26 protein-coding genes and 1 pseudogene are annotated in these 24,894 nt (G+C 70.1%); 13 read left to right on the top strand and 14 right to left on the bottom strand.

Annotated features, from left to right (window positions below; all coding sequences use genetic code 11):
- Position 1: 1 nt before the first annotated feature.
- Positions 2-1,240, bottom strand: coding sequence for an acetyl-CoA C-acetyltransferase (locus ACX1D1_RS05660; protein ID WP_459056255.1), 1,239 nt, complete (start codon positions 1,238-1,240; stop codon positions 2-4).
- 75 nt (positions 1,241-1,315) lie between these two features.
- Between ACX1D1_RS05660 and ACX1D1_RS05655 the strand changes: the two genes are divergently transcribed.
- Positions 1,316-1,975 (top strand): TetR/AcrR family transcriptional regulator, encoded by a 660-nt coding sequence (locus ACX1D1_RS05655; protein ID WP_459056254.1) that lies wholly within the window; start codon positions 1,316-1,318, stop codon positions 1,973-1,975.
- Positions 1,972-3,963, top strand: a complete 1,992-nt coding sequence (locus ACX1D1_RS05650) for an acyl-CoA dehydrogenase family protein (protein WP_182782208.1) — start codon at positions 1,972-1,974, stop codon at positions 3,961-3,963. Before ACX1D1_RS05655 ends, ACX1D1_RS05650 begins: the two co-directional genes overlap by 4 nt.
- A 12-nt stretch (positions 3,964-3,975) precedes the next feature.
- Here ACX1D1_RS05650 and ACX1D1_RS05645 read toward each other — a convergent pair whose 3' ends face one another.
- The 4 genes from ACX1D1_RS05645 to trxA form a co-directional block, all read right to left on the bottom strand.
- Positions 3,976-5,589 carry a hypothetical protein gene (locus ACX1D1_RS05645; RefSeq protein ID WP_459056253.1) on the bottom strand — a complete coding sequence of 538 codons (1,614 nt, stop codon included), beginning with the start codon at positions 5,587-5,589 and terminating at the stop codon, positions 3,976-3,978.
- Between the two features lie 53 nt (positions 5,590-5,642).
- Entirely contained in the window at positions 5,643-6,878 is a 1,236-nt protein-coding gene (purD, locus tag ACX1D1_RS05640) for a phosphoribosylamine--glycine ligase (protein ID WP_459056545.1), read from the bottom strand.
- A 22-nt stretch (positions 6,879-6,900) separates the two neighbouring features.
- The gene (locus tag ACX1D1_RS05635) at positions 6,901-8,184 is read right to left on the bottom strand and encodes an adenylosuccinate synthase (RefSeq protein WP_459056252.1); all 1,284 of its coding nucleotides are present in this window, start codon (positions 8,182-8,184) and stop codon (positions 6,901-6,903) included.
- 111 nt (positions 8,185-8,295) lie between these two features.
- Complete coding sequence (gene trxA / locus ACX1D1_RS05630) at positions 8,296-8,712, bottom strand: thioredoxin (protein ID WP_459056251.1); 417 nt, start codon at positions 8,710-8,712, stop codon at positions 8,296-8,298.
- 169 nt (positions 8,713-8,881) lie between these two features.
- On the opposite strand from trxA, the gene dhaK reads away from it, so the two are divergent.
- The 6 genes from dhaK to ACX1D1_RS05600 all read left to right on the top strand — a co-directional run bounded on the left by dhaK (position 8,882) and on the right by ACX1D1_RS05600 (position 14,541).
- Positions 8,882-9,877 (top strand): dihydroxyacetone kinase subunit DhaK, encoded by a 996-nt coding sequence (gene dhaK / locus ACX1D1_RS05625; RefSeq protein WP_459056250.1) that lies wholly within the window; start codon positions 8,882-8,884, stop codon positions 9,875-9,877.
- Positions 9,874-10,509 carry a dihydroxyacetone kinase subunit DhaL gene (dhaL, locus tag ACX1D1_RS05620; RefSeq protein ID WP_459056249.1) on the top strand — a complete coding sequence of 212 codons (636 nt, stop codon included), beginning with the start codon at positions 9,874-9,876 and terminating at the stop codon, positions 10,507-10,509. The genes dhaK and dhaL overlap by 4 nt, the downstream gene beginning before the upstream one ends.
- Positions 10,509-11,222, top strand: a complete 714-nt coding sequence (dhaM, locus tag ACX1D1_RS05615) for a dihydroxyacetone kinase phosphoryl donor subunit DhaM (protein WP_459056248.1) — start codon at positions 10,509-10,511, stop codon at positions 11,220-11,222. Before dhaL ends, dhaM begins: the two co-directional genes overlap by 1 nt.
- Positions 11,223-11,245: 23 nt before the next feature.
- Positions 11,246-11,692, top strand: a complete 447-nt coding sequence (locus ACX1D1_RS05610) for a DUF3151 domain-containing protein (protein WP_255422088.1) — start codon at positions 11,246-11,248, stop codon at positions 11,690-11,692.
- A 134-nt stretch (positions 11,693-11,826) separates the two neighbouring features.
- A complete protein-coding gene (typA, locus tag ACX1D1_RS05605) occupies positions 11,827-13,689 on the top strand; it encodes a translational GTPase TypA (RefSeq protein ID WP_182782199.1) in 1,863 nt (620 codons plus the stop codon).
- 105 nt (positions 13,690-13,794) lie between these two features.
- Positions 13,795-14,541 (top strand): PadR family transcriptional regulator, encoded by a 747-nt coding sequence (locus tag ACX1D1_RS05600; protein WP_459056247.1) that lies wholly within the window; start codon positions 13,795-13,797, stop codon positions 14,539-14,541.
- Here ACX1D1_RS05600 and ACX1D1_RS05595 read toward each other — a convergent pair.
- Both ACX1D1_RS05595 and ACX1D1_RS05590 read right to left on the bottom strand, forming a co-directional pair.
- Positions 14,517-15,062, bottom strand: coding sequence for an HD domain-containing protein (locus ACX1D1_RS05595; protein ID WP_459056246.1), 546 nt, complete (start codon positions 15,060-15,062; stop codon positions 14,517-14,519). The two genes, ACX1D1_RS05600 and ACX1D1_RS05595, sit on opposite strands and share 25 nt — an antisense overlap.
- A gap of 29 nt (positions 15,063-15,091) precedes the next feature.
- Positions 15,092-15,520, bottom strand: a complete 429-nt coding sequence (locus tag ACX1D1_RS05590) for a hypothetical protein (protein ID WP_459056245.1) — start codon at positions 15,518-15,520, stop codon at positions 15,092-15,094.
- A gap of 85 nt (positions 15,521-15,605) precedes the next feature.
- Here ACX1D1_RS05590 and ACX1D1_RS05585 point away from each other — a divergent pair, with 85 nt between their 5' ends.
- Positions 15,606-16,244 (top strand): SatD family protein, encoded by a 639-nt coding sequence (locus tag ACX1D1_RS05585; protein WP_182782196.1) that lies wholly within the window; start codon positions 15,606-15,608, stop codon positions 16,242-16,244.
- A 795-nt stretch (positions 16,245-17,039) separates the two neighbouring features.
- Here the strand turns inward: ACX1D1_RS05585 and ACX1D1_RS05580 are convergent.
- Both ACX1D1_RS05580 and ppk2 read right to left on the bottom strand, forming a co-directional pair.
- Entirely contained in the window at positions 17,040-17,411 is a 372-nt protein-coding gene (locus ACX1D1_RS05580; protein ID WP_459056544.1) for an arsenate-mycothiol transferase ArsC, read from the bottom strand.
- Positions 17,412-17,573: 162 nt separating this feature from the next.
- Positions 17,574-18,449, bottom strand: a pseudogene (gene ppk2, locus ACX1D1_RS05575) (polyphosphate kinase 2); the annotation flags it as partial.
- 151 nt (positions 18,450-18,600) lie between these two features.
- On the opposite strand from ppk2, the gene tpx reads away from it, so the two are divergent.
- Positions 18,601-19,098 carry a thiol peroxidase gene (tpx, locus tag ACX1D1_RS05570; protein WP_459056244.1) on the top strand — a complete coding sequence of 166 codons (498 nt, stop codon included), beginning with the start codon at positions 18,601-18,603 and terminating at the stop codon, positions 19,096-19,098.
- Here the strand turns inward: tpx and ACX1D1_RS05565 are convergent.
- Genes ACX1D1_RS05565 through ACX1D1_RS05550 form a run of 4 tightly spaced genes read right to left on the bottom strand, consistent with a single transcriptional unit; the run spans position 19,091 to position 22,071 of the window.
- The gene (locus tag ACX1D1_RS05565; protein WP_459056243.1) at positions 19,091-20,485 is read right to left on the bottom strand and encodes an acyltransferase family protein; all 1,395 of its coding nucleotides are present in this window, start codon (positions 20,483-20,485) and stop codon (positions 19,091-19,093) included. The two genes, tpx and ACX1D1_RS05565, sit on opposite strands and share 8 nt — an antisense overlap.
- A gap of 32 nt (positions 20,486-20,517) precedes the next feature.
- Positions 20,518-21,447 (bottom strand): CAF17-like 4Fe-4S cluster assembly/insertion protein YgfZ, encoded by a 930-nt coding sequence (gene ygfZ / locus ACX1D1_RS05560; RefSeq protein ID WP_459056242.1) that lies wholly within the window; start codon positions 21,445-21,447, stop codon positions 20,518-20,520.
- A gap of 1 nt (position 21,448) precedes the next feature.
- A complete protein-coding gene (locus ACX1D1_RS05555) occupies positions 21,449-21,952 on the bottom strand; it encodes a heme-binding beta-barrel domain-containing protein (protein ID WP_459056241.1) in 504 nt (167 codons plus the stop codon).
- Positions 21,949-22,071, bottom strand: a complete 123-nt coding sequence (locus ACX1D1_RS05550) for a hypothetical protein (RefSeq protein ID WP_459056240.1) — start codon at positions 22,069-22,071, stop codon at positions 21,949-21,951. Before ACX1D1_RS05550 ends, ACX1D1_RS05555 begins: the two co-directional genes overlap by 4 nt.
- 34 nt (positions 22,072-22,105) lie before the next feature.
- Between ACX1D1_RS05550 and dtd the strand changes: the two genes are divergently transcribed.
- On the top strand, positions 22,106-22,543 hold the full coding sequence (dtd, locus tag ACX1D1_RS05545) for a D-aminoacyl-tRNA deacylase (protein ID WP_459056239.1): 438 nt from the start codon (positions 22,106-22,108) through the stop codon (positions 22,541-22,543).
- Between the two features lie 2 nt (positions 22,544-22,545).
- Here dtd and ACX1D1_RS05540 read toward each other — a convergent pair whose 3' ends face one another.
- Positions 22,546-23,301: an NADase-type glycan-binding domain-containing protein gene (locus tag ACX1D1_RS05540; protein ID WP_459056238.1), complete on the bottom strand. Its 756-nt coding sequence runs from the start codon at positions 23,299-23,301 to the stop codon at positions 22,546-22,548.
- A 90-nt stretch (positions 23,302-23,391) separates the two neighbouring features.
- On the opposite strand from ACX1D1_RS05540, the gene ACX1D1_RS05535 reads away from it, so the two are divergent.
- Both ACX1D1_RS05535 and mshD read left to right on the top strand, forming a co-directional pair.
- Positions 23,392-24,045: a winged helix-turn-helix transcriptional regulator gene (locus ACX1D1_RS05535; protein ID WP_459056237.1), complete on the top strand. Its 654-nt coding sequence runs from the start codon at positions 23,392-23,394 to the stop codon at positions 24,043-24,045.
- Positions 24,035-24,892 (top strand): mycothiol synthase, encoded by an 858-nt coding sequence (mshD, locus tag ACX1D1_RS05530; protein WP_459056236.1) that lies wholly within the window; start codon positions 24,035-24,037, stop codon positions 24,890-24,892. The genes ACX1D1_RS05535 and mshD overlap by 11 nt, the downstream gene beginning before the upstream one ends.
- Positions 24,893-24,894: the final 2 nt, after the last annotated feature.

Below are 24,894 nucleotides of genomic sequence, written 5' to 3'. Positions count from 1 at the left end.
CTCACGCCTCCAGAATCGCGACGACGCCCTGGCCGCCGGCCGCGCAGATCGACACAAGCCCGCGCGAACCGGGCCCGCGCTCGTGCAGCATCTTCGCCAACGACGCGACGATGCGGCCGCCGGTGGCCGCGAAGGGGTGACCCGCTGCAAGCGACGAGCCCTTCACGTTGAGCTTGGACCGGTCCACCGTCCCGACGCCCCGCTGCTCCAGCGCCTTCAAAGTGGCCAGCACGGTGGAGGCGAACGCCTCGTGGAACTCCAGGAAGTCGAAGTCCGCCAGGGTCAGCCCGTTGCGCTCCAACAGCAGGGGGATGGCGCGGGCGGGTGCCAGCAGGAGGTCCTCCTTGCCGGTGGTGTAATCCGCGGCCGCCACCTGAGCGTCCACCACGCGCGCCCACACGGGCCACCCGCGACCCCGCGCGTACTCCTCCTCCGCCAGCAGGACCAGCGCGGCGCCGTCGGTCATCGCAGTGGAGTTGCCGGCGGTCATGGTGGGATTGTCCTTGCCGAAGACGGTGCGCAGCTTGGCCAGCGCCTCCTTCGTGGTGTCGGGCCTCAGGATCCCGTCCCGCGACACCTTCAGATACGGCGTCACCAGGTCGTCGAAGAATCCGGAGTCCCACGCCGCGGCCAGGTTCTGGTGCGACGACAGCGCCAGCTCGTCCTGCTCCTCGCGCGTCACGCCCCACTTCGCGGTGGTCAGCGCCTGCGACTCCCCCATGCTCAGGCCGGTGCGGGGCTCGACGACGGCGGGCGGCACGGGCGCCAGGTCCGCGGGGCGGATCCGCGCCAGCGCGGCCAGCTTGTCCGGCAGCGTGCGCGCACGCGACAACGCCAGCATCGCCTTGCGCATCCCCTCCGAGGTGACCAGTGGGGCGTCGGAGGCCGAGTCCACTCCACCCGCGATGGCCACGTCCATCTGGCCCAGGCGGATCTTGTTCGAGGCGTAGATCACTGCCTCGAGGCCGGTGCCACAGGCCTGCTGCAGGTCGCATGCGGGGGTGTGCGGGGAGAGCGCGGAGCCGAGCACCGCCTCCCGGGTGAGGTTGAAGTCGCGCGTGTGCTTGAGCACCGCGCCGGCGACGACCTCACCCACCTCCTGGCCGGCCAGGCCGAACCTGGCGACCAGCCCGTCGAGGGCCGCGGTCAACAGGTCCTGGGCTGAGGCCTCGGCGTACTTGCCGCCGGCCTTGACGAAGGGGGTGCGGTTGCCGCCCACCACCACTGCGGTGCGTGTCATCGACATTGATCCTCTCGCTGGGGTATTCGATACCCATAGTAGCAGGTACGCAGAGTTTCGGGTACTCTGGACGGTATGAAGATCGACGACGATCCCCAGACGGCGGTCGCCCCGCAGCCGGACGGGCGCGCCTCCCGCTGGGAGGAGCACAACAGCCTCCGACGGCGGGCGCTGGTGGAGGACGCCGTGCGTGCCATCCGCGAGCACGGGCCCTCGGTGGGGATGGACGAGATCGCCGCGCTCAGCAGGACGTCCAAAACGGTCCTCTACCGTCACTTCGGCGACAAGGCGGGCCTGTACCGCGCCGTCGTCGAGTCCGTGCACGAGTTCATCCTGCGCAAGCTGCCGCTTGAGGACGCCGCGACCTTCGAACCCCGCGACCTCGTGCGTACCCTCGCCGACGCCTACCTCGCCGTCGTCGAGCGGGACCGCAACCTGTATCTGTTCGTCTCCACCCGGCCCGCCGGGGAGTCGCCGGTCGACGATCCGGTCCTCGGCATCACCACACGCATCGGCAACGAGGTGGCCGACGCCTTCCGCTCCTGGCTGAGGCGCCAGGGCCTCGACGAGGAGCCCGCCAACACGTGGGGCCACGGCGCGGTGGGCTTCATCTGGGCGGTCGCCGACCGCTGGATCATCACCAATCTCCGACGGCCCCGCGCAGAGGTCGTCGACTACATCGACCAACTGTTCGCCCCGGCGTTCGCCGCTCAAACCAAGGAGCTGACCCCATGACACTGACCGCCACCCGAGACACCCGACCCACCACCTCCGCCGGCCCGGCCGCCCACGGCACCACCATCTCCCCCACCGGCGAGGCCCTGCGCCGCGCCCTCGACGGGCCCTTCCACGCGCTGAAGCAGCGATGGCGCGACGAGGTGAGCCCCGACGACGTGGTCCGCGACACCGCCCTCACCGTCGACGAGGCCCGGGACTGGACGCTGGACCGCGTGGTGAAGCTCGCCCAGCGCAACTTCGTCACCGCGGGCTTCCCCATCGCCCAGGGCGGCACGGGCACCGCGGCCGAGTCCGTGGCCAACTTCGAGATGGTGGCTATGGGCGACCTGTCGCTCACCATCAAGACCGGCGTGCAGCACGGCCTGTTCGGCGGCGCCATCACCAACCTCGGCACGCAGTACCACCACGAGACGTTCCTGCCCGGCGCCATCAGCACCGAGCTGCTCGGCTGCTTCGCCATGACGGAGTTGGGCCACGGGTCAGATGTGCAGTCCATCGAGACCACCATCACGTGGCTGCCCGAGACGGCCGAGTTCGAGGTCCATTCGCCCACGCCATCGGCCACCAAGGCCTACATCGGCAACGCAGCCCGGGACGGACGGATGGCCGCCGTCTTCGGGCAGTTGATGGTCGACGGCGAGCACCAGGGCGTGCATGTGGTGCTGGTGCCCATCCGCGACGAGGCGGGCAACGACCTGCCGGGCGTCACCACCGGGGACCACGGCCACAAGGGCGGCCTCCTGGGCATCGACAACGGCACCATCGCCTTCGATCACGTCCGCGTGCCGCGGCTGATGCTGCTGGACCGCTACGGGGGCGTCGACGACGAGGGCCACTACCAGTCGCCCATCGAGAGCAAGAACGCGCGGTTCTTCACCATGCTCGGCACGCTGGTCCGCGGCCGGATCTGCGTCGGCGGCGGGGCCGCCTCGGCTGCCCGCAAGGCGCTGAGCATCGCGGTGCGCTACGGGGACGAGCGCCGGCAGTTCCGCCGCCCGGGTCTCGGGGAGGAGATCCTGCTGCTGGACTACCTCACCCACCAACGCCGGCTCCTGCCCCATGTGGCACGGGCCTACGCCTACGGATTCGCACAGAACGAGCTCGCGCTGCAGCTGCAGCGCGTGATGGATGCCGGAAGTTCGGACCAGCAGGCCTCGCGCGAGCTGGAGACTCGGGCCGCCGGCATGAAGGCGCTGCTCACCAGGTGGGCGTTGGACTCCATGCAGGAGGCCCGCGAGGCCTGCGGGGGCGCCGGCTACATGTCGGACAACGGCATCACGATGGCCCGCCAGGACGCCGACGTGTTCGCCACCTTCGAGGGCGACAACACCGTGCTGCTCCAGCTGGTCGCCAAGGCGCTGCTGCTGGAGTACAAGTCCACGTGGGGCGACATGGACCTGCGCGGCACCGCGCAGAAGACGGCGGCCATGATCGGGCAGACCGTCCTGGAGCGCACGACGGCGCGCTCCCTCATCGACCGACTCGTGGCCATCGCCGACCGCAAGCCGGACTCGGAACGGATGCGCGCCCGCGGGTGGCACGTGCAGATGTTCGAGTTCCGCGAGAAGCACACCGTCGAGGGCCTCGCCCGGCGGATGCGGGCCGCGAGCAAGCTGCCGGACGCGCAGCAGCCGGCCGCGCTGAACGCGTGCCAGACGCACATGCTCGAAGCCGCGAAGGCGCACGTGGACCGCATTGTGCTCGAGGCCTTCATCGAGGGGATCGAGCAGTGCGACGACGACTACGTCACGGCGATGCTGGTGAAGGTCTGCGACCTCTACGCGCTGGCCACCATCGAGTCCAACCGCGCCTGGTACCTGGAGCACGAGGCCTTCGACCCGCGCCGCAGCAAGGCGATCACGGCCACCGTCGACGACCTGTGCGGCGAGCTGAGGCCGAGGGCGCGTGAGTTGGCCGAGGGCCTGGGCGTGCCGGAGTCGTGGCTGAAGCACCCGCGGGAGGCGGTGCCGCCGCTGCTCCCCTGACCGCTCCTCCCGCTACTGGTACGACACGAAGTTGGGTCGCGGCTCCACGTCCTCCATCGTCTCCTGGGGCGTCATCGTCGGGGAGTCCTCGTCGATGAAGTTCTTCCACCCCAGCCAGACGTTGGCCGGCAGGCCCTCCTTGAGGTTGCGCCAGGTCGCCTGCTTGAGCGGCGGGTTGCCGTGCCCGTCGGCGTGGACGAGGTACTGCAGCTCGTCGCGGGTGGTGTCGAGCCGCTCGCGGCCGACGATCATCCGCTGCTGGAACTGGTGCAGGATCACCACCTTCGGGGGCAGGCTGTTGGCCGCCACCAGGTCCGCCAACCAGGCTCCGGTGGCGTTGACCTCGTCCACCTCCACCTGGCCGATGATGGTCATGTGGCGCTGGCCGGGCTTCAGCCGCCACTCGGGATCGATCGCGAGACCGACGGTGGGCCGCTTCAACAGCTCCTCGTAGCGCTTGGCCTGGGTCAGGAAGTCGGTGTGCCCGGGCTGGAGGTCCAGCACGCAGTAGATGCCCGCCGCCTCGGCCGCCTCGATGTAGGGCAGTAGCTGCTCGGCCGGGGTCTCGTAGGAATAGTCACCGTCGGGGCCGGCCGACGCGCTGGCCACGGTCGTGATGATCTCGAACGCGCCGATGACCGGGACGTCACTGAAGGCCTGATACTGGGCGGCCAACTCCTTCACCCGGGCGACGGACTGTTCCGGCCCCTGCTCGCCCAGCACCCCGAGGGTGCCGCCGGACGGGTGCCCATAGAGGGCCACCATCATCCGTCCCGGGAACGGCGCGACTCCACCGCCCGGCAGTTCCGGAAGCGTGCGGGCGGCCTCCACCCGCGCGGCGAAACGGGCGGAGTCGCCGAACGCGCCGACGCCGAGGACGGCTCCGGTGGCCCCCTTGACCAGCGCCACCGACTCGGCCGTGGCGCGCGGATCCGTGAAGGGCACCTCGGTGAGGGCGATGCCGGCTGCCGCCAGGATCGCGGCCGTGGCGGCGGAGACGGACTCGCCCCTGGGTCGCAGCGCGGCGGCGGTCGCGGGGGCGGTCTCGGCGGGGAGTCCCTCCACCTGCAGCTCGGCGGGATCGGCCGGGCCGTCGACGACCTCGCGGTCCCCGAGGTCCAGCCCTGCGGCCGGGTAGGCGATCACGGTGCGGGTCTGGAGGCGGTTGAGCTCGGCAGCGAGCTCGGGCCCGGCGATCAGCAGGGGGAGGCCGAGCGCGGCCGCGGTGGCGGAGGCCGCCGCGACGTCCCCACCGGCAGCGGGCGTCGGAGACGTGGCCGCGCTGGGAGAGGCGCTGTTCGACGGCGAGGCGCCAGCCGACGGCGAGGCCGGAGCGCTCGGCGTTGGCGGGGCCGGCTGAACGACGACCACGGCGGTTGCCTCGGCCAGCACCAGCCGGCTCACGGCCAGGGCGCCCTCGTCGTCTGAGGGCAGCACCCCCGACGCGAGGCCGGTGTTGACCGCAACGCGGTGGCCGATCGTCGACGGCGATGCTTCAGCCGACGGGCCCTGCGTGCCTCCGGAGGAGCTGGAGCCCGATCCGTCGCTTGGCGAACCGCTGCAGCCGGAGGCGGCGGCCACCGCTGTCGCGGCGAGTCCGAGGAGGGCAATTCGGCGAGTGATCATCCCAAAAGCCTGCCATCTCGCGCCGCGACCCCGAAATCCCGGCACTGGTGGCCTCAGTGCGGAACTCCGATGTCTGTGCGGTGGAAGCCGTCGGCGTAGTCCACGCGCGAGAGGAGTGCGTACGCGCGCTCGCGCGCCTCACCCACGTCCACGCCGCGACCGACCGTGCCCAGCACGCGACCGCCGGCGGAGACGAGCCTCCCGCCGTCCAGGCGGGTCCCGGCATGCAGCACGTAGGCGTCGTCCTCGTCCTCTGGCAACCCAATCGCCCCACCCGTGGCGGGGGTGCCGGGGTAGCCCGCGGCCGCCGACACCACCACGACAGCCGCGCCCTCGTGCCACGCCAGCTCACCGACGGTGTCCAGCTCCCCGCGGGCCGCTGCGTGGAGCACCCCTGCCAGCGGGGTGTCGAGCAGCGCGAGGACGGCCTGGGTCTCCGGGTCTCCGAAACGGACGTTGAACTCCACCACCCGCAGGCCCCTCGACGTGAGCGCCAGCCCGGCATAGAGGAGCCCGATGAAGGGGGTGCCGCGTCGGCGCATCTCGGCGAGGGTGGGATCGATGACCTCGGCCATGATCTGGTCTGTGAGTCCTGCGTCGGCCCAGGCCAGCGGCGAGTAGGCGCCCATGCCCCCGGTGTTGGGCCCCGCGTCGCCGTCTCCCACCCGCTTGTAGTCCTGCGCGGGCAGCAGCGGCAGCGCGCGCTCGCCGTCGCAGATCGCGAACAGGCTCACCTCCGGCCCGTCCAGGTAGTCCTCGATGACCACCCGGCCGCAGGATGCGGCGTGTGCCAGAGCGGCCTCGCGGTCGTCGGTGACCACCACGCCCTTGCCTGCGGCGAGGGCGTCGTTCTTGACCACGTAGGGGGCGCCGAACTCGTCCAGCGCGGCCGCCACCTGCTCCGACGTCTCGCACAGGCGTGCATCCGCGGTGGGCACCCCCGCGGCCTGCATGACCTCCTTGGCGAACGCCTTCGACCCCTCGAGCACCGCGGCCTCGCGGCCGGGCCCGAACGCGTCGATGCCGGCCTCGCGCAGCGCGTCGGCCACCCCCGCGACCAGCGGCGCCTCCGGCCCGATGACCACGAGGTCGGCGGCGAGCGAGCGGGCTGCCTCCACCACCGCGACGGGCGACGAGGGGTCTAGCGAGTGCAGCGTGGCGATTCGCCCGATCCCCGGATTCCCCGGAGCCGCGTGCAGCTCGGTGACGGACGGATCTGCGGCGAGCGCGCGGGCGAGGGCGTGCTCGCGACCCCCGGAGCCAAGGAGAAGAATCTTCACCCGCGTCAGCCTAGTGGTCCGCTCCCGGACTTCAGATCAGGTCGTTGATGGCCACGGACTGCTCGCGGCCGGGGCCGACCCCGATACCGCTGATCCGGCACCCGATCAGCTCCTCGAGCCTGTGCACGTAGGCCTGGCAGGTGGCCGGCAGCTCATCGAACTCGCGGCACCCGCTGATGTCCTCGGCCCAGCCGTCGAGCTCCTCGTAGATGGGCTTGGCGTGGTGGAAGTCCGACTGCGTCATGGGCATCACGTCGTGTCGGACGCCGTCGACCTCGTAGGCCACGCACACCGGGATCTTCTCCCAGCCGCTCAGGATGTCCAGCTTGGTGAGGAAGATGTCGGTGAAGCCGTTGATCTTGACGGCCTGCTCCACCAGCAGCGCGTCGAACCAGCCGCAGCGCCGCGGGCGGCCGGTGGTGGCGCCGAACTCGGAGCCGATGCGGCGCAGCTCCTCGCCGTCGTGGTCGAACAGCTCGGTGGGGAACGGTCCCTCGCCGACGCGGGTGGTGTAGGCCTTCGCGATGCCGATGGTGCGATCGATCCGGGTGGGGCCCACGCCGCCGCCCGTGGTGGCGCCGGCCGCCGTCGGGTTCGACGAGGTGACGTAGGGGTAGGTGCCCTGGTCCACGTCGAGGTGGTGCGCCTGGGCGCCCTCGAAGAGCACCACCTTGCCCGCATCCAGCGCGTCGTTGACGTAGCGGCCGGAGTCCACGATGTGGGGGCGGATGGTGTCGGCGTGCTTGAGGAGGGCCTGCACGACCTCCTCGGCGATGATCTCCCGGCGGTTGTAGACCTTCACCAGCAGCTGGTTCTTCTGATCCAGCGCGGCCTCGACCTTCTGCCGCAGGATGGACTCGTCGAGGATGTCCTGGATCCGGATGCCGAGGCGGTTGACCTTGTCCGAGTAGCACGGCCCCACGCCACGGCCCGTGGTGCCGATCCGCCGCTTGCCGAGGAATCGCTCGGTGACCTTGTCCAGCACCTTGTGGTACTCGGTGATGATGTGGGCGTTGGCGGAGATCAGCGGGTGAGCCACGTTCACGCCCCGCGACGCCAGCACGTCCAACTCCTCGGCGAGCACGTCCAGATCCACGACGACGCCGTTGCCGATCACGGTGGTGGTCCCGGGGTTGAGGATGCCGGAGGGCAGCAGGTGCAGCACGAACTTCTCGCCGCCGACCACCAGCGTATGGCCCGCGTTGTTGCCGCCGGAGTAGCGGACGCAGACGTCGACGCGGTCCCCCAGCTGGTCAGTCGCCTTGCCCTTGCCTTCGTCTCCCCATTGAGCCCCGACCACGACCACGCTCGGCATGACGCCCTCCTCCACACACATGGATGAAGCCCCAGCTCTTCGCGGGGGCCCTACCGGGGCAGTCTAACGGAGCCGGGGCCCCGCCACCGGAGGCGGCCTCCTTCCTGACCCTCAGGCGGAGTGCTGCTCCACCCAGCGCTCAAGCTGCTGCGCCGGCAACGCGCCCACCTGCCGCGACACTTCCTTCCCATCGCGGATCAGCACCAGCGTGGGGATGCTCATCGCCTCGAACCGGGCCTGCAGCGCGCGGTTGTGATCCACATTGACCTTGACCACCTTCAACCGTCCGGCCTTCGCCTTCGCGAGGCGCTCAAGGACGGGCGAGACCATGCGGCACGGCCCGCACCAGGGCGCCCACAGGTCCACCACGACGGGGACCCGGGTGGCCACGACCTGATCGAAATCGGCGTCGGTGGCGTCGACGAGCCACGGCAGGTCGGCCTGGCACTTGGCGCATCGCGGCAGGCCGGTGGCGGCGGCGGGGACCCTGTTGCGTGCGCCGCACGAGACGCAGGTGGAGATGCTCATGACTCCATCGTCCCCCCTCCCCCGAAATGTGGGATGACAGCGCATGAGATCGGCGCACATCGGTGGCCCCGGGCTTGGAGGAAACTGCACGAAAGGTCAGGGCTCTTGCCTACGATCGCTGTGGGAATCAGGATCGATGGATACCCGCAACGACGCAGGAGGTAGGACCGTGAAGAAGCTCATCAATTCCGCCGACGACGTGCTCGCCGACGCCCTCAAGGGCGTGGAGGCATCAGACGCGAACGTCCGCGTAGATCACGAGAACCGGGTGATCTACCGCGTCACCCCGAAGGAGGCCGGGAAGGTCGCCATCATCTCCGGCGGCGGCTCCGGCCACGAGCCGATGCACGGTGGTTTCGTCGGCGTGGGCATGCTCGACGCGGCGTGCGCCGGCCAGGTGTTCACCTCCCCCACCCCGGACCAGATGTTCGAGGCCACCACCGTCGTGGACAACGGCGGGGGCGTGCTGCACATCGTGAAGAACTACACCGGCGACATCATGAACTTCGAGATGGCCGCTGAGATGGCCACAGACGCCGGCATCACGGTGGAGACGGTCATCGTGGCCGACGACGTCGCGGTGCAGGACTCGCTGTACACCGCGGGCCGCCGAGGCGTGGGCACCACCGTTCTGCTCGAGAAGATCGTGGGCGCGGCAGCCGAGGAGGGCCAGGACCTGGCCGCGGTCAAGGCGCTGGCGCAGCGGGTGGCGGACAACGGCCGCTCGATGGGCATGGCGCTCACCTCGTGCACCGTCCCCTCGGCCGGCAAGCCCACCTTCGACCTGCCCGAGAACGAGGTGGAGATCGGCATCGGTATCCACGGCGAGCCGGGCCGCCATCGCGAGCCCATCGCGGACGCGAAGTCGATCGCCAAGCAACTGGTCGATCCGATCCTCCACGACCTCGACTTCACCGGCGCCCCCGTCATCGCCATGCTCAACGGCATGGGCGGCACCCCGCTGATCGAGCTGTACCTCATGTACGGCGAGGTTGTGGCGCTGCTGAAGGAGGCCGGGGTCACCGTCGAGCGCAACCTGGTCGGCAATTACATCACCAGCCTGGACATGGCCGGTTGCTCGCTCACGCTCGTCAAGGCGGACGAGGACATGATTCGCCTGTGGGATGCCCCGGTGAAGTCCGCGGGGCTACGGTGGGGCATGTGAGCGCACAACACCTGACCCTGGACCTGCTCGCCGACTGGCTGCGCCGCTACGCGCAGATCATCGACGAGAACAAGACCTTCCTCACGGACCTCGATTCGGCCATCGGTGACGCGGACCACGGCGCCAACATGGCCCGGGGTACCGCGGCGGTGGTGACCCACCTCGATGCGGCCACCACCGTCGACGGCCTGCTCAAGAAGGCGGGCATGACGCTGGTCAGCACGGTCGGCGGGACCGCCGGCCCGCTGTACGGCACCCTGCTGATGAAGATGGGGATGGCCACAGGGTCCGTGATGGAGCTCTCGCCACAGGAGTTCGGGAAGGCCTTCAGGGCCGGGCTCGAGGGGCTGATCGCCCGCGGAAAGACGGAGCTTGGCGACAAGACGATGGTGGATTCGCTGGCCCCGGCCATCGACGCCTTCGACGCGGCCCTGGCCGACGGAGCGGATCTGCACGACGCCGTCGCGGCGGCCGCGCAGTCCGCCGCCGTGGGCCGTGACGCCACCACCCCCATGGTGGCAAAGAAGGGACGCGCGAGCTACCTCGGCGAGCGGTCCGCGGGTCACCAGGATCCGGGGGCCACCTCGTCGGCGTACCTGTTCGACGCCTTGGCGGACGTGATCGGCGCCTGATGGCGGTGGGCATCGTGGTGGTCTCGCACAGCCGCGCGCTGGCCGAGGCCGCCGTCGAGCTGGCCATGCAGATGGTCCACGAGGAGCCCCCTCCCGTGGCCATCGCGGCCGGCATGCCCGACGGCGGGCTGGGTACTGACGCCGCGGCGGTCGCGGAGGCGATCGCGGAGGTGGACCGGGGCGACGGCGTGGTGATCTTCGTCGACATGGGCTCAGCGATCATGAGCGCCGAGATGGGCGTGGAGTTCGCGGGCGTCGAGAACGTGCGCGTCCTCTCCGCCCCCTTCGTGGAGGGTCTCACGGCTGGTGTGGTGCGCGCCGTGGGTGGAGCGTCGATCGACGATGTCGCGGCAGAGGCCGAGTCGGCGCTCGCCCCGAAGCTGTCCGCGCTGGGGAACGCTCCTGCGGCACCATCCGTGCCACCCGTGGTCGCGGCGGACGGCGACGCCACCGGGACGGCTGTCCTGGTCAACGAGACCGGCCTGCACGCGAGGCCTGCGGCGCTCTTCGTGTCCGAGGCAAGGAAGTTCGACGCAGATGTCCGCATCTGCAACGGGGACGTCGGCCCCGTGAAGGCGGGCAGCAGCATCGGCCTGGCCACCCTCAACGCCCGCAAGGGAGACACCCTGAGCCTCACGGCCACAGGCCCGCAGGCGCAGGACGCCGTCGACGCGCTGGTGGCGTTCATCTCGGCCGGGTTCGGCGAGAATTGAGGCCCGCTCGCTAGGCTGACGCCATGAGCGAGACGCACCCCAACCTGATGGCCTCGAACGTCGTCGTGTTGCTGCCGGACGACCCTGCTCTCGCGGCGATCTCCGAGCACGGCAAGGAGCGCTTCCTGGAGGTCGTGGCGCAGCACCCCACCTCCTCGTTGTGCTGGGCGCTCCTCGCCGAGACCTGCCTCGCCGAGGAGGGACTGGGAAGCTCCCTGGCCGCCTACGCCTACGCCCGCACCGGGTACCACCGCGGGCTTGACACGCTGCGGCGCAACGGCTGGAAGGGCTCAGGCCAGGTGCCGTGGGAGCACGAAGCCAACCGCGGCTTCCTGCGGGCGCTGTGGGCGCTGAGTGTCGCGGCGGGGCGGATCGGCGAGCACGAGGAGCAGGAGCGCTGCGCGCAGTTCCTCCGGGACTCCTCCGAGACCGCCTACCAGGTCCTCGCTCAGCCCGAGCAATCCGATTGACTGAGCCTCCCGCGCTCCGCCGACCCCATCGGCACTCGATCCGGCGTCTGGTCGAGGTTCACGGTTCGTGGCGCCAGGCTCCCGCCGCGTAGACTCTCCCGCGGCCCCCACCGTCGATCCCCCGGAGATGCCACATGCCCACACGCGAAGACCTGCGCAACGTCGCCATCGTCGCCCACGTCGACCACGGTAAGACGACGCTTGTCGACGCCATGTTGTGGCAGTCCGGAGCCTTCCGCGAGGGATCCGACGTCAACAACCGCGTCATGGACTCGATGGACCTCGAGCGCGAGAAGGGGATCACCATCCTCGCGAAGAACACCGGCGTGCGGCACATCCGCCCCGACGGCTCCGGGGTCACCATCAACATCATCGACACCCCCGGCCACGCCGACTTCGGCGGCGAGGTGGAGCGCGGGCTTGAGATGGTCGACGGCGTGGTCCTGCTGATCGACGCGTCCGAGGGTCCGCTCCCCCAGACCCGCTTCGTGCTGCGCAAGGCGCTGGCCAAGAACCTGCCGATCGTCGTGGTGGTCAACAAGGTGGACCGTAGCGACGCGCGCATCTCCGCCGTCGTCGAGGAGACCTACGACCTCTTCATGGACCTCATCGACGACGACGCGGCCCACGTGCTCGACTTCCCCATCGTCTACGCCTCCGCGAAGGCCGGCCGCGCCTCGCTGACGCAGCCCGAGGACGGCGGCATGCCGGACAGCCCCAACCTCGAGCCGCTGTTCGACACCCTGATGGAGCACATCCCCGCCCCCGTCTACGAGGAGGGCGCGGTCCTGCAGGCGCACGTCACCAACCTCGACGCGTCGCCGTACCTGGGCCGCCTCGCGCTGTGCCGCATCATCGCCGGCGAGATGAAGCGTGGCCAGCTGGTGTCGTGGTGCAAGACCGACGGCACCATCAGCACGGTGAAGCTCACCGAGATGTTCATGACCCAGGCGCTGGACCGCGTGCAGGCGGATCTGGCAGGCCCCGGCGACATCGTCGCCATCGCGGGCATCCCGCAGATCATGATCGGCGAGACACTCTCGGACCCCGAGAACCCGAAGCCCCTGCCGCTCATCCACGTCGACGAGCCGTCGATCTCCATGACCATCGGCATCAACACCTCACCGCTGGCGGGCCAGTCCGGCAAGAACCTCACCGCCCGCCTGCTGAAGGCGCGCCTGGAGCAGGAGCTGGTCGGCAACGTGTCGATCAAGGTCAACACCACCGAGCGCCCGGACACCTGGGAGGTGCAGGGTCGCGGCGAGCTGCAGTTGGCCATCCTGGTGGAGATGATGCGCCGGGAGAGCTTCGAGCTCACCGTCGGCAAGCCCCAGGTGGTCACCAAGCTCGTCGACGGCAAGGTGCACGAGCCCATCGAGCGGCTCACCGTCGATATCCCCGAGGACTTCGTCGGGGTGGTCACACAGCTCATGGGGCTGCGCCGCGGCCGGATGGAAATGATGGTCAACCACGGCACCGGCTGGGTTCGGCTGGAGTTCATCGTCCCTGCCCGCGGCCTCATCGGGTTCCGCACGGAGTTCCTCACCGAGACACGTGGCACCGGCATCATGAACCACGTGGGCGAGGGCTTCGAGCCCTGGGCCGGCGACTTCCGCACCCGCCCCACCGGCTCGCTGGTGGCGGACCGGACGGGCGTGACCACGTCCTACGCGCTGTTCAACCTGCAGGAGCGCGGCACCTTGTTCGTCCCTCCGGGCGCAGAGGTGTACGAGGGCATGATCGTCGGCGAGAACCCCCGCGCCGAGGATATGGACGTCAACCCCACGAAGGAGAAGAAGCTCACCAACGTGCGCTCCTCCACGGGCGACGAGCTGGAGCGGCTGATCCCGGCCAAGAACATGTCCATGGAGCAGGCGCTGGAATTCTGCGCGGGCGACGAGTGCCTCGAGGTCACCCCGGCGATGGTGCGCATCCGCAAGGTGTCGCTCAACGCCAACGACCGGGCCAAGGAGCGCAAGGGGCACAAGAAGCCCTGACTCTTTCACGATAGTTCGCGATATATCTTTGACATATCGCGAGCTATCGTGCATCCTGGAACACGTACGGGGCATTCAGCCCCCACTGTCCAGAAGGAGTTCGCGATGGACTACGCGATGCATCACCCCTGGGGCGGCCGAGGCGCCGCCCTGCACCAGATCTTCGGCGCCCTGCTCAACGAGAGCAGCACGCCCGAGGAACCCACCCACGATCGGCGCGGCGAGCGCCGCGGTCGCGGTCACCGCCACGGAGGCCCTAGCCGCGGCAGGATGGGCGGGCACGGCCCGTCCGGCGGCGGCCCGTCCGGCGGCGGCCCGTCCGGCGGCGGCCCGTTCGGCCCCGGCGGCTTCGGACCCACACCCTTCGGCCCCGGCGGCTTCGGCACCGGCCCGTTCGGTGGCCGACGTGGAGGCCGCGCCCGCCGCGGCGACGTCCGCAACGCCGCCCTGCTGCTGATCGCCGAACAGCCACGCAACGGCTACCAGATCATCCAGGAGCTCGACAACCGCAGCGGCGGGCGCTGGAAGCCGAGCCCCGGCGCCATCTATCCGGCGCTCAACCAACTGGAGGACGAGGGGCTCATCCGCCTCATCGCCTCCGAGGCGGGGAAGGCCTACGAGATCACCGACGCCGGCCGCGCCGAGGCCGAGGCCACAGAACGGCCCACCCCGTGGGAGCAGGACGACGACGCGGCCGCACATCCCGCGGCCGGGCTGGCACAGGCCTATGGTCAGGCTTGGTCCGCCGTCGGGACGATCGCCCAGAGCGGCAACGCGGACCTCATCGCTCAGGCGACGGCCGAGGTCGAGGACCTGAAGAGGCGTCTCTACCAGCTGCTCGCCGAGAGCTGATCCAGCTCTCGCCGGAGGTTGTACCGGGCCTGGTGCTCCCAGAGCGCCAGGCCCTTCGGCGTGTGGAAGACCGATCCGCGGCTCAGCATCCGCTCGATGAAGCGTCGCCGACGCTCGACCCATTCGGCCGGCCCCAGGTCGGGGAGCTCGGCCCGGATCGCCGCGACATTGACGCAGTACCGCTCCCACGGGAGCCCCAGTCCGTGCAGGTCTGCGTCGGCCATCCGTCCACCGGCCTCGTCGTCGGGGTGAGGCGCGTGATCGACGGTGACCAGGATCAACCCGCACACCTCGTCGACCTCCGCGGCCGGCAGACCTCGGAGGAGGCCCCGCGCCAGCGCGACAGAGGCGAGTTCGTCGTCCGGGCTGGCGTTGTGGTGGACCGCGTCGTGGAACCAGAAGGCGACTCTCTCCAGCCTGCCCGCCTGCAGCAGATCCAGCGCGGCCAGCCCGTCGCACAGGTGGGCCTGGGAGTGATAGCGACGATGCGGCTCTGCCCACCTGTCGAGGAGCTCTGCCACCACATGTTCCGGGAGCAGGCCCCCGGCGCTCACCACGCCCGGACGGCGAAGTAGGCGACGCCGGCCCAGAGCCCTGCCCACAGCATGCTGGCGAAGGTCCCGATGATGAACAACTCGCCCTTGCGCGAGGTCCCCGAGTCCGACGCCGTGGCCAGGTCCGCGTACCGCCCCAGACCCTTGACCGCCAGCACCATGGCGATCCCGGCAGGAAAGCCCGCCACGATGCACGCGTAGACCGCCACCCGCTCCAGCATGCCGATCCACCGGCCGCCCGGAAGCTCCTTCTGGGCCGCCTCCAGGCCGAGGCTGGCCCGGGTCTGCGCCACCTCCTCCTCCGACGACGGGAGGGACGCCTTGTCGATCCGCCTCAGTAGGGCACGCACGACGGGGTTGCCGAGGGCGGCGACGAGGCCCGCGAGCAGCACGATCGCGGCCTTCAGTACCAGCCCCCAGTCCATGCCGGAAACGCTACACCGCCGCCCCGACACTCCCGCGGGATAAGGTTTGTCCTTCACCCGGAAGCTATGAAGTTATTCTCTACATATGAAGACTACGAAGGTGCTGCCCGTTGTGGCTCTGCTCGTCGACATCGTGGCGTCGCGCACCGCGCAGAGAGACGCCCTGCATGCGGACGTGCTCCGGGCGGTCGCGGGCGTCAACGCCGCCGTCGAACCGCTGCACGAACTTCGCCCCACCGTCGGCGATGAACTCCAGGGGGTATACCCCTCCCTCGGCGCCGCCTTGACTGCCGGCTTCTCGCTCAGGCTCGCGCTCGCCCCCCGGTGGGACGCACGCTGCGGACTCGGGGGTGGCCAGGTGGTCGTCGTCGACGAGGCTCGCGGGATCCAGGACGGTTCCGCCTGGTGGCAGGCACGCGAGGCGATCGACTGGGTCAAGGGACAGGCGGCCAAACCGGGATACGAGGCGGTGCGCACGGCGGTGCGTGACGAGCGGGCCACGGCAACCCCCTCCGCCGACGCCGTGTCGCGGCTGATCGACGCCCATCTCGGCCGGCTGCGGCCGGGGGCGCTCTCCACCCTCCGGGGCATGCTCGACGGCCTGGACAACGCCGAGATCGCCGGGCGCGAAGGGATCAGCGAGTCGGCCAACTCGCAACGCGTGCGCAACAACGACCTGCGCCCGCTGATGGATGCCATCGTCGCCCTCGGCCAGCTCCCCTGACCTTCACCCACCCCCTGAGGGTCACGTGCCTGAGCGCGAGGGTCGGGACGGCAGGGCGGCCAGGCTCGGTCCCTGAGGGTCCCGCGTCGCGAAGCGACCGTGGGAGTCTCGAGGGGTCGAGAACCCGTAACGAGACGTGATCCGCGTGAAGGTGATAGTCACGACCTTTCGAGACGGCCCACGCCGCTCCGCGGGCGGCCCTCCTCAGGGATCGAAAGCTCGGTCCCTGAGGGTCCCGCGTCGCGAAGCGACCGTGGGAGTCTCGAAGGGTCAAAAACCCGCGGCCAAACGCAAGGGTGAGGGACGGCAGGGCGGCACTGCGCAGCGGTGCCCAACCCGACGATCACCCAACAGGCATCCCGCTCAGGCAGACCCGACCCCAACGCCGCCCTGCCGGCCCACACCCTGGACCAGGCAACGCCGCAGACAGGACGAGTGCGGGGAGACGGGAGACGATGCCCGGGCGGCCTCAACAACCCGACCACCGACCCGGCTGGACGAAACATCGAGACCATGGACAACGGCCGCCCGGGCATCGACTCCCGGCTCCCCGCACCCGACCACAAGAACTGCGTCAAGGTGGCAGTCACAACCCTTCGAGACGGGCCACGCCGCTTCGCGGGCGGCCCTCCTCAGGGAGCGGAAGTAGACCGGCCACGCCGCTTCGCGGGCGGCCCTCCTCAGGGAGCGGAAGTAGACCGGCCACGCCGCTTCGCGGGCGGCCCTCCTCAGGGAGCGAAAGGGCGACCTTCCCCCCGCGCTGCGGGCGGTCCAGCTCGGCTCAGGGACCGACCGTCAGTCCGCGGAGGGCGGCACCAGCTCGGAGAGGAGGGCGCGCACCCGGGCGTCGATGTCGTCGCGGACAAGTGTCATGCGCTCCTCGCCCTCGATACCGCGCAGGGACGGCTCGTCCGTCAGCCACGTCTCGATAGTGCCGCGCATGCCTTCGACGGGCTCCACCGCCGCCTCGCCGCCGACCAGCACCACCCTGTCGACGCTGCGCAAGATCTCGGGGTCGATCGCCTTCGGCTGCTCACCGTCGAACGTGGCGCCCACCTGCTCGACACTGACGCGCGACTCCTCGTTGAGCGTCGCGGCGGGCTTCGTGCCGGCCGAGTACACGTCGAGGGCGTCGCCCGCGTGCAGCCTGGCGAGGGCCGCCGCCATCTGGCTCTTGCCGCCGTTCTTCACGCACACGAAGAGGACACTTGGCTTGGGAACGCTCGGCTTGGTGGTGTCCAGCTCAGGCTCGGTGGCGGGCCCGTGGGTCACGTCGACGCTGACTGCGGCGTCTTCTGCGGACTCCTCATCCGCCTTCATCCACTTCTTGCGACCCCGCTGCACGATCAGCGGATCCGTGGGCCTGATCGCCGACGGGTCCTTGCCCTCGTAGTCGTGCAGGTCCAGGAACAGGCGCATCGCGTTGAGCCGGGCGCGCTTCTTGTCGTTGGACTTGATCCGGTACCAGGGGGCGATCTCAGTGTCGGTGTGCTTGAGCATCGCCGTCTTCGCAGCGGTGTAGTCCTCCCAGCGGCCGAGCGACTCCAGGTCCATGGGCGAGAGCTTCCACTGCCGGACGGGGTCGATCTGCCGGATCGCGAAGCGCGTGCGCTGCTCCCGCTGCGCCACGGAGAACCACAGCTTCGTCACGGTGATGCCGGACTCGATCAGCATCTGCTCGAACAGGGGTGCCTGCCGGATGAAGATCTCGTACTCCTCGTCGGTGCAGAATCCCATCACTCGCTCGACCCCGGCCCGGTTGTACCAGGAACGGTCGAACAGGACGATCTCGCCCGCCGTCGGGAGGTGCTGCACGTAGCGCTGGAAGTACCACTGGCCCTTCTCCCGCTCCGTGGGCGCGGCGAGCGCGACCACGCGCGCGCTACGAGGGTTGAGGTGCTCGGTGAATCGCTTGATGGCGCCGCCCTTGCCTGCCGCGTCGCGCCCCTCGAAGATGATGATGTGCTTGGTGCCGGCGTCCTGGGCGGCGTACTGGAACTTGAGCAGCTCGATCTGCAGCTCCCGCTTCTCCGCTTCGTACGCGTCCCGGTCCAGGAGCTCGTCGTAGGGGTGGCGATCCCGCCAGGTCTCCACCGCGTTGCCGAGCGGGTCGATCAGGTACGGGTCCTCGCCGTGGACATCGGCGACTGCGTAGCCCTCGAAGCGCAGCTGGTCGATGTATTCGCGGAGATTCTGTTGGCTCATGGGAGTAGTTCACCACCTTCCGGTGAACGCCAGTTGAACGCGCCACAACCTTGGGGCCGTCGGGAGCGGCGGCACATCGCTGGCGGCGAACACCACCGCGGATCACGGGTCGGCGCTGGCCGGATTTGGCGTCGTCGGCAAGGATCGACGCATGGCTGAGATCACATTCAAGGGAAACCCCATCCACACCATCGGCGAACTGCCGGAGGTGGGCTCCGCGGCGCCCGACTTCGAACTGACCGGCACGGACCTCTCCCCGGTGTCGCTATCGGACTTCGCCGGCGGCAACCTGGTGCTCAACATCTTCCACTCGCTGGACACCGGCACCTGTGCGCTCAGTGTGCGGGCCTTCAACGAACGGGCGGCCAACCTGGAGGGCACCACGGTGCTCTGCGTGTCCAAGGACCTGCCCTTCGCGCTCAAGCGATTCTGCGGAGCCGAGGGCATCGAGAACGTCCTGGTGGCCTCGGACTTCCGCTCGGACTTCGGGGGCACCTACGGGGTCACCTACACCGACGGCCCCATCCGCGGGCTGCTGGCCCGCTCGGTCGTCGTCATCGACGGCGAGGGAACGGTGATCTACACCGAGCAGGTGGCCGAGACCTCCCACGAGCCGGACTACGATGCCGCCCTGGCCGCCCTCAACTGATCCGCTCCGCCAACTCCCCGGGGGCCACGACCTCCGGGGAGTTGCCTGCCCGGAGGGGGGATTCCCCTGCCCGGCGGGCCGCCAGTCCACGCTGCGGCTTGAGCAGGTCGTCTGCGCTGCGCGCCACCCCCACCGGTCGTGACGCCCGCACCATCGTCCAGGTCCCTGCCCAGATCGCCACCACCCCGAGGGCGGACCCCGGGTAGGCGGGGTGGAGGACGGTGCCGTGACGCCACACCAGCATGGCGCCAGCGATCATCAGCACGTAACTCAGCAGCGCGAGGTAGCGGTCCTGGGAGGTGCCGAGCGGCGGGATCAGCCGGTATTCCACGAGCCCGATGAGCGGCACCAGGACGAGGATCAGCACCACCCCGACGCCCAGCACGGTGGCCTGGGCCAGGAGCACCGGCGCGGCCAATGGCAGCACCATGGCCGCCAGCAGGAGCGCTGCCGCGCCGATGAGCAGGCACGGCCCGTGCCACAGGTACACCGTCATCATCAGCGCGCTCAGCTTGGCGAGCCTCGCTTCCGCCTGCGGCGAGAGGCGGGCGAACGCCCCCGACCGCTCCACGAGCCCGAGCGCCGCCACCTGGGCGACTCCCAGGAGCGCCATCGCCAACGTGGGGGGAAGGTGGTTGGCCCGGGGGGCGTTGGCGAAGCCGACCGCCGAGGCCGGGTAGCCGAAGAAGGCGATCAGCACCGCGATCGCGACGGCCGCGGCCAGCAGGAGCGCCCACGTGCGGCGCGCCGGCCCCTCCCGGAACCAGCCGCGCTGGTACCCGATGCCCAACTGATGGCAGAGCGGCCATACGAGGAACATGTTGATCTGGCCGATGTCGTTGCGGCCGAACCCGATCCACGCGCGGTCCACCACGACGATGCCCAGCAGCATCGCGACGATCACCCACGCCCCGAACCGGTCGTGGAGCCTCACCATCAACGGCGCGAACAGGACGATGACGAGATAGACCGAGATGAACCACAACAGGAACATCAGGGAGCGGCTGAGTTCAGCGGCCAGCGCCGGATAGCCCACCCAGGCTGCCACGGTGGCGATCACCGCGAACACCGTCACGAACAGCGTCAGCCCGCCGGTGAGCCGACGGCCCCGGTTGGCGAGATAGTGCGAGAACCCGGTGCCCCGCCGTCGCATCTTGTCCACGATGAGCGCGTTGGCGAAGCCGCCGCAGGCGAAGAACAGCGGCATGGACATGAGCAACCACGACAGGCCCCACACCCAGGTGGGCGGAGCCCACAGCTCCGCCTGCAGCGCGCCGTCGGGCCCCACTGAGGCCTGGAAGATGAGTCCGTGGAAGAGGACCACGACGAACACCGAGAAGGCGCGCGCAACGTCGATGGTGGTGTTACGCGGCGGCTCGTTCTGCACAGGAGAATGATGCCAGCCCGGGCGCGGCTCCCTTACCCCAGGACTGGGCGCACATGCAGGCCTACGTCGGGGTCCACGAGAGCCTCCTGGGCGGCCGGGATCCCGTCCGCCAGAAGCTCCGCGTCGACGGCGAGCGACCGCTTCACCAGGGCGAGCGCGATGGGGCCGAGCTCGTGGTGGCGGGCTGAGGAGCCCACTGCACCCACCACCCGGCCGGCGAGCTCCACGGGGGCGCCCATTTCCGGCAGCGCGGACATCGTCCCGTCGAGGTGCAGCAGCACGAGCCGGCGCGGGGGCCTGCCCAGTGTGTGGACGCGGGCCACGGTCTCCTGGCCTCGGTAGCAGCCCTTGTTGAGGTGCGTGCCCACCAGCCCGATCTCATTGGGGATGGTCTTGTAGTCGGTGTCGATGAAGATCCGGGGCACGCCGGCGGCGATCCGCATTGCCTCGAGTGCCCAGGTGCCGACGGTCCCCGCCAGCTCGGCGCCCTCAGGGAGGAACACCTCGAGCCCGCCCAACTCGGAGTCCCGCGCCCGCCACGAGGCGTCGACGGGCACCCGGTGCCCCACCCACGCCAAGCGCAGGTCCGGGCGGGCGGCCACCTCCACGCGCATCGCGAAGCGCATCTTCTCCAGGAAGGCGATCAGCTCGGCGGCCCGCCCCGGTTCGGTCCAGGCGAGGAACGAGGCCCCGTCGTCGACGCCGTGCAGCACGTGCTCGATGTGACCCGTGGGAGACAGGATCAGCGCCGTGGTCGCCGCCCCTGGCGCGAGTGCGCTGAGGTGCTGGGTGGTCAGTGAGTGCAGCCAACCGAGCCTGTCCGGGCCGCTGATCTCAAGGATCTCGCGGTTGCGGAGGTCCACCACCCCCTCCCCTGCCTCCAGGGCGCGGGCCTCGGCGACCGGATTGCCGAAGTGCCAGGCGAGGCCGGCGTCGACGCCGGACTCGAGCATCACCGGCATATCAGGTCCGCTTCAGTCTGGCCCACATGTGGGGCCGCAACTCGTGCTCGGTGGTGGCGCGATCCAGCGCGTACATCAGGTCACCCTCCACCTTGCCGTAGAGGCGCTGTCCCGCGGAGTGGGTGACGGAGGCGGATTCCGTGCGGACCACGGCGTCGGTCATCAGGTCGATGCGGGTGACCTGGATCCTGCCGACGAGCACCTCGGTCCAACCGTCGGCACTGGTCAGCACCACCTCCAGGGAGGCGTCCGACTTGGGGCGCCAGAAGCCGGTCTCCATGCTCATCGGCACGTGATCGGCCCCCTCGCTGCCGAGCAGGAAGGTCTGGGAGGCGTAGTAGAGGTACTCGCCGCCGTTGTGGTTGAACTCGATGCGCTGCTCGAACTCGAACCCGTTCCCCTCGTGGTCCGTGCCGTTGCCGCTGCCCTCCCACCGGCCCACCAGCCAGCCCAGCGCCGTCAACGCGGGGTTGAGGCCCTCAGGCACCTCGATGTCAATGTTCACGACTCATCTCCTCGCAGCTGTCTCCACAGCCCTCGCAGGGTCACGCCCAGCGCGACGAGCGCACCGACGCCCAGCGCGACGGTGGCGACAATCAGCACCCACACCAGGACCGCGGCCATGCGGGCCAGTATACGAACCGGCCACAATGGGGCCATGCGCGTGGTGGTGACGAAGGTACTCGAGGCGGCCGTCGAGGTGGGCGACGAGGTGGTCGCGCGGCTGGACCGGCCCGGGCTGCTGGTGCTGGCCGGTGTCGGCCACGACGACGACGCCGACGACGCGGTGGCCCTCGCCCGCAAACTCTGGGGGCTCCGGATCCTCGACGGCGAGGCCTCCGCCAGCGACACCGGGGCCCCCTTCCTCGTGGTCAGCCAGTTCACCCTCTACGCCTCCACCCGCAAGGGTCGTCGGCCCTCCTGGAGCGGGGCCGCCCCCGGCCAGGTGAGCGAGCCCCTCGTCGAAGAGTTGTGCCGGCAGCTGGAGCTGCTGGGGGCGACAGTGTCGCGGGGACGCTTCGGTGCGCACATGCGCGTCTCCTCGGTCAACGACGGGCCGGTCACGATCCTGATCGACACGCACGACTGGGCGTGACCTCAGGCTGGGCCCAGGAACTCCAGGGCACTGATCGAGACGGCGTCCATCGACGCGCTACTGCCTCCGGGAGCGGTGGACTCGAGGATGGTCAGTGTCACCCGGTCCGTGTCCGTCTCCGGGAAGCGCACTTCCTGTGGGGTCCGGTCGTTGGCCGCGAGCCCCTGCTCGAAGAACGAGCCGTCGGCGAACGTCCATCGGATGGTGAGGATCCGGCGCTCCGCGAGGTAGCGGTCCGTCCAAACGGTGTTGCCGTTGACGACCCGGAGCCCCACGAGGGTGCGGACGCCGGGAAAGCGCACCGTAACGGTCTGCTCGGCTCCGTCGCCGCGACACCGCCAAATGGTCTCGCTGTTGTTGTCCACGAGCGCGAGCGGGGCGTCGCGGCTGCCACCCTCGATGCAGCGACCCTCGGCCGCGATGGCCTGGACCCCCGCCACCGCGCCGTCGTAGGGGGCGGCGACATCCGGCGACTCTGAGGGCGTGGGCATCGCGGAGACGGAGGGTGACGCGGTGGGCTCCGGACGCGGCTGCTCCTCCGGTGGGAAGACCCAGAGCCGGCCGACGGTGAAGGAGAGACCCAACACCACCACCGCGACGCTGGCGGCGGCGCGCGCCGTCCACCCGTCGTGGATGTCTGCAGGCGCGACGGCCTTCGCGGCGGTCCTGTCCGGCAGCGGGCGGACGCCGTCCTCGGCTCGCACGTCGTCGGATTCGGCGGCCGGCCGGAAGTACTCATCAGGAACCCGCTGCTCCATGGCGGCCATGCTACAAGTCGGCGCGGATAACGCCGGGAGTCCCGCGGCGTTACGATGAGCCAGGCGCTCGACCGGAAGGAGGCCCCCAGTGTGAGCAACATTCTCTTCGTCTCAGAGGGTGAACCCCCGGTGGAGCTGACCCTGCTCAGCCATCACGTGACGCCGGTCAACTCAGCAGCCCAGGCGTTGGTGGAGGCGGAGGCGGTGGCGGTGGTGATGGTCGACGGCCGCACCGATCTCGCGGGGGCCCGCTCGGCCTGCCAGACCCTGGCCAAGAGCGGCGGCACCCCGGTACTCCTGCTCGTGGCCACCTCCGGGCTGGCCGTCCTGTCGCCGGACTGGGGATTCAGCGACTTCGTCGCGGCCGGCAGCGAGCCCGCGGAGCTGGACGCCCGCCTCCGCATTCTGGCCAAGGCCAACGTCGATCCCGATGTGCTGACCGCCGGCCCCATCCGCGTCGACGGCGCGGCCTACTCCGCGAGCCTCGACGGCGCCCCCCTGGACCTCACCTACACCGAGTTCGAGCTGCTGCGCTACCTGATGCAACACCCCGGGCGGGTCCTGTCGCGGGAGACCCTGGTCAGCCAGGTCTGGGGCTACGACTATTACGGCGGCACGCGCACGGTGGACGTCCACGTGCGCCGCCTTCGGGCCAAGCTCGGCCAGTACGACTACTACATCGGCACGGTGCGCAACGTGGGCTACCGGTTCGCCAGCTCGAGGGAGGGACACCGTGCTGATTAGCCTCAACACGTTGACGCCGACGATGCAGGACGCACTGAGGCGCCTCGTCGCCGCGATCACCGAGCACGACGGCATCTCACCGCTCAACGAGTCGGGCTCGATGGGCATCGACGGCACCCGCGAGGCGGACTTCTTCTTCATGGGTTCGCGCTCGGACCCGCACGGGTTCGTGGTGTGTGACGAGCGCGACGGCACGCTGCTCCTCGGCGTGCATCCCGCCCACCGCTCGGAGGGCGTCGGTGCCGCCCTGCTGACGGAGGCGCTCCGGGCCCACCCTGACTCCGCCGTGTGGGCGTTCGGCACGCTGCCCGGCGGGGACGCGCTGGCGAGGCGCCTCGGGCTGTCCCCCGTCCGCACCCTGCTCCGCATGGAGCGAGCCCACCGGAGCGACGAACCGGGCGGAGCCCTCCCCGAGGGTTACCGCATCGTCACCTACACCCCGGACCGGGCGGCGGCTCTCCTGGCGCTCAACGCACAGGCTTTCGCGCACCACCCGGAGCAGGGCCGGCTCACGTCGAAGGAGTTCGACGAGCTGACGCGACAATCCTGGTTCGACCCCGCGGGGTTCTTCATCCTGCTGCACGGCGACGACGTGGTGGGCCTCCACTGGACCAAGCGGCACGGCAACGGCCTCGGTGAGGTGTACCTCATCGCCGTCGACAAGGACCACGAGGGCAAGGGGCTGGGACGGGCCCTGCTGGCGCACGGCCTCGCACACCTGGCCGCCGGAGGCGACCACACCGTCCAGCTCTACGTGGAGGGCGATCAGGACAGGGTGGTGAGGATGTACCAGAATGCCGGCTTCCGGATCGCCCAGACCGACACCAGCTACCGCCTCGAGAGGTGAGC

The sequence above is a fragment of the Tessaracoccus luoxuelianae genome, from assembly GCF_054483915.1.
This window is presented reverse-complemented; position numbering and strand designations above follow the sequence as displayed.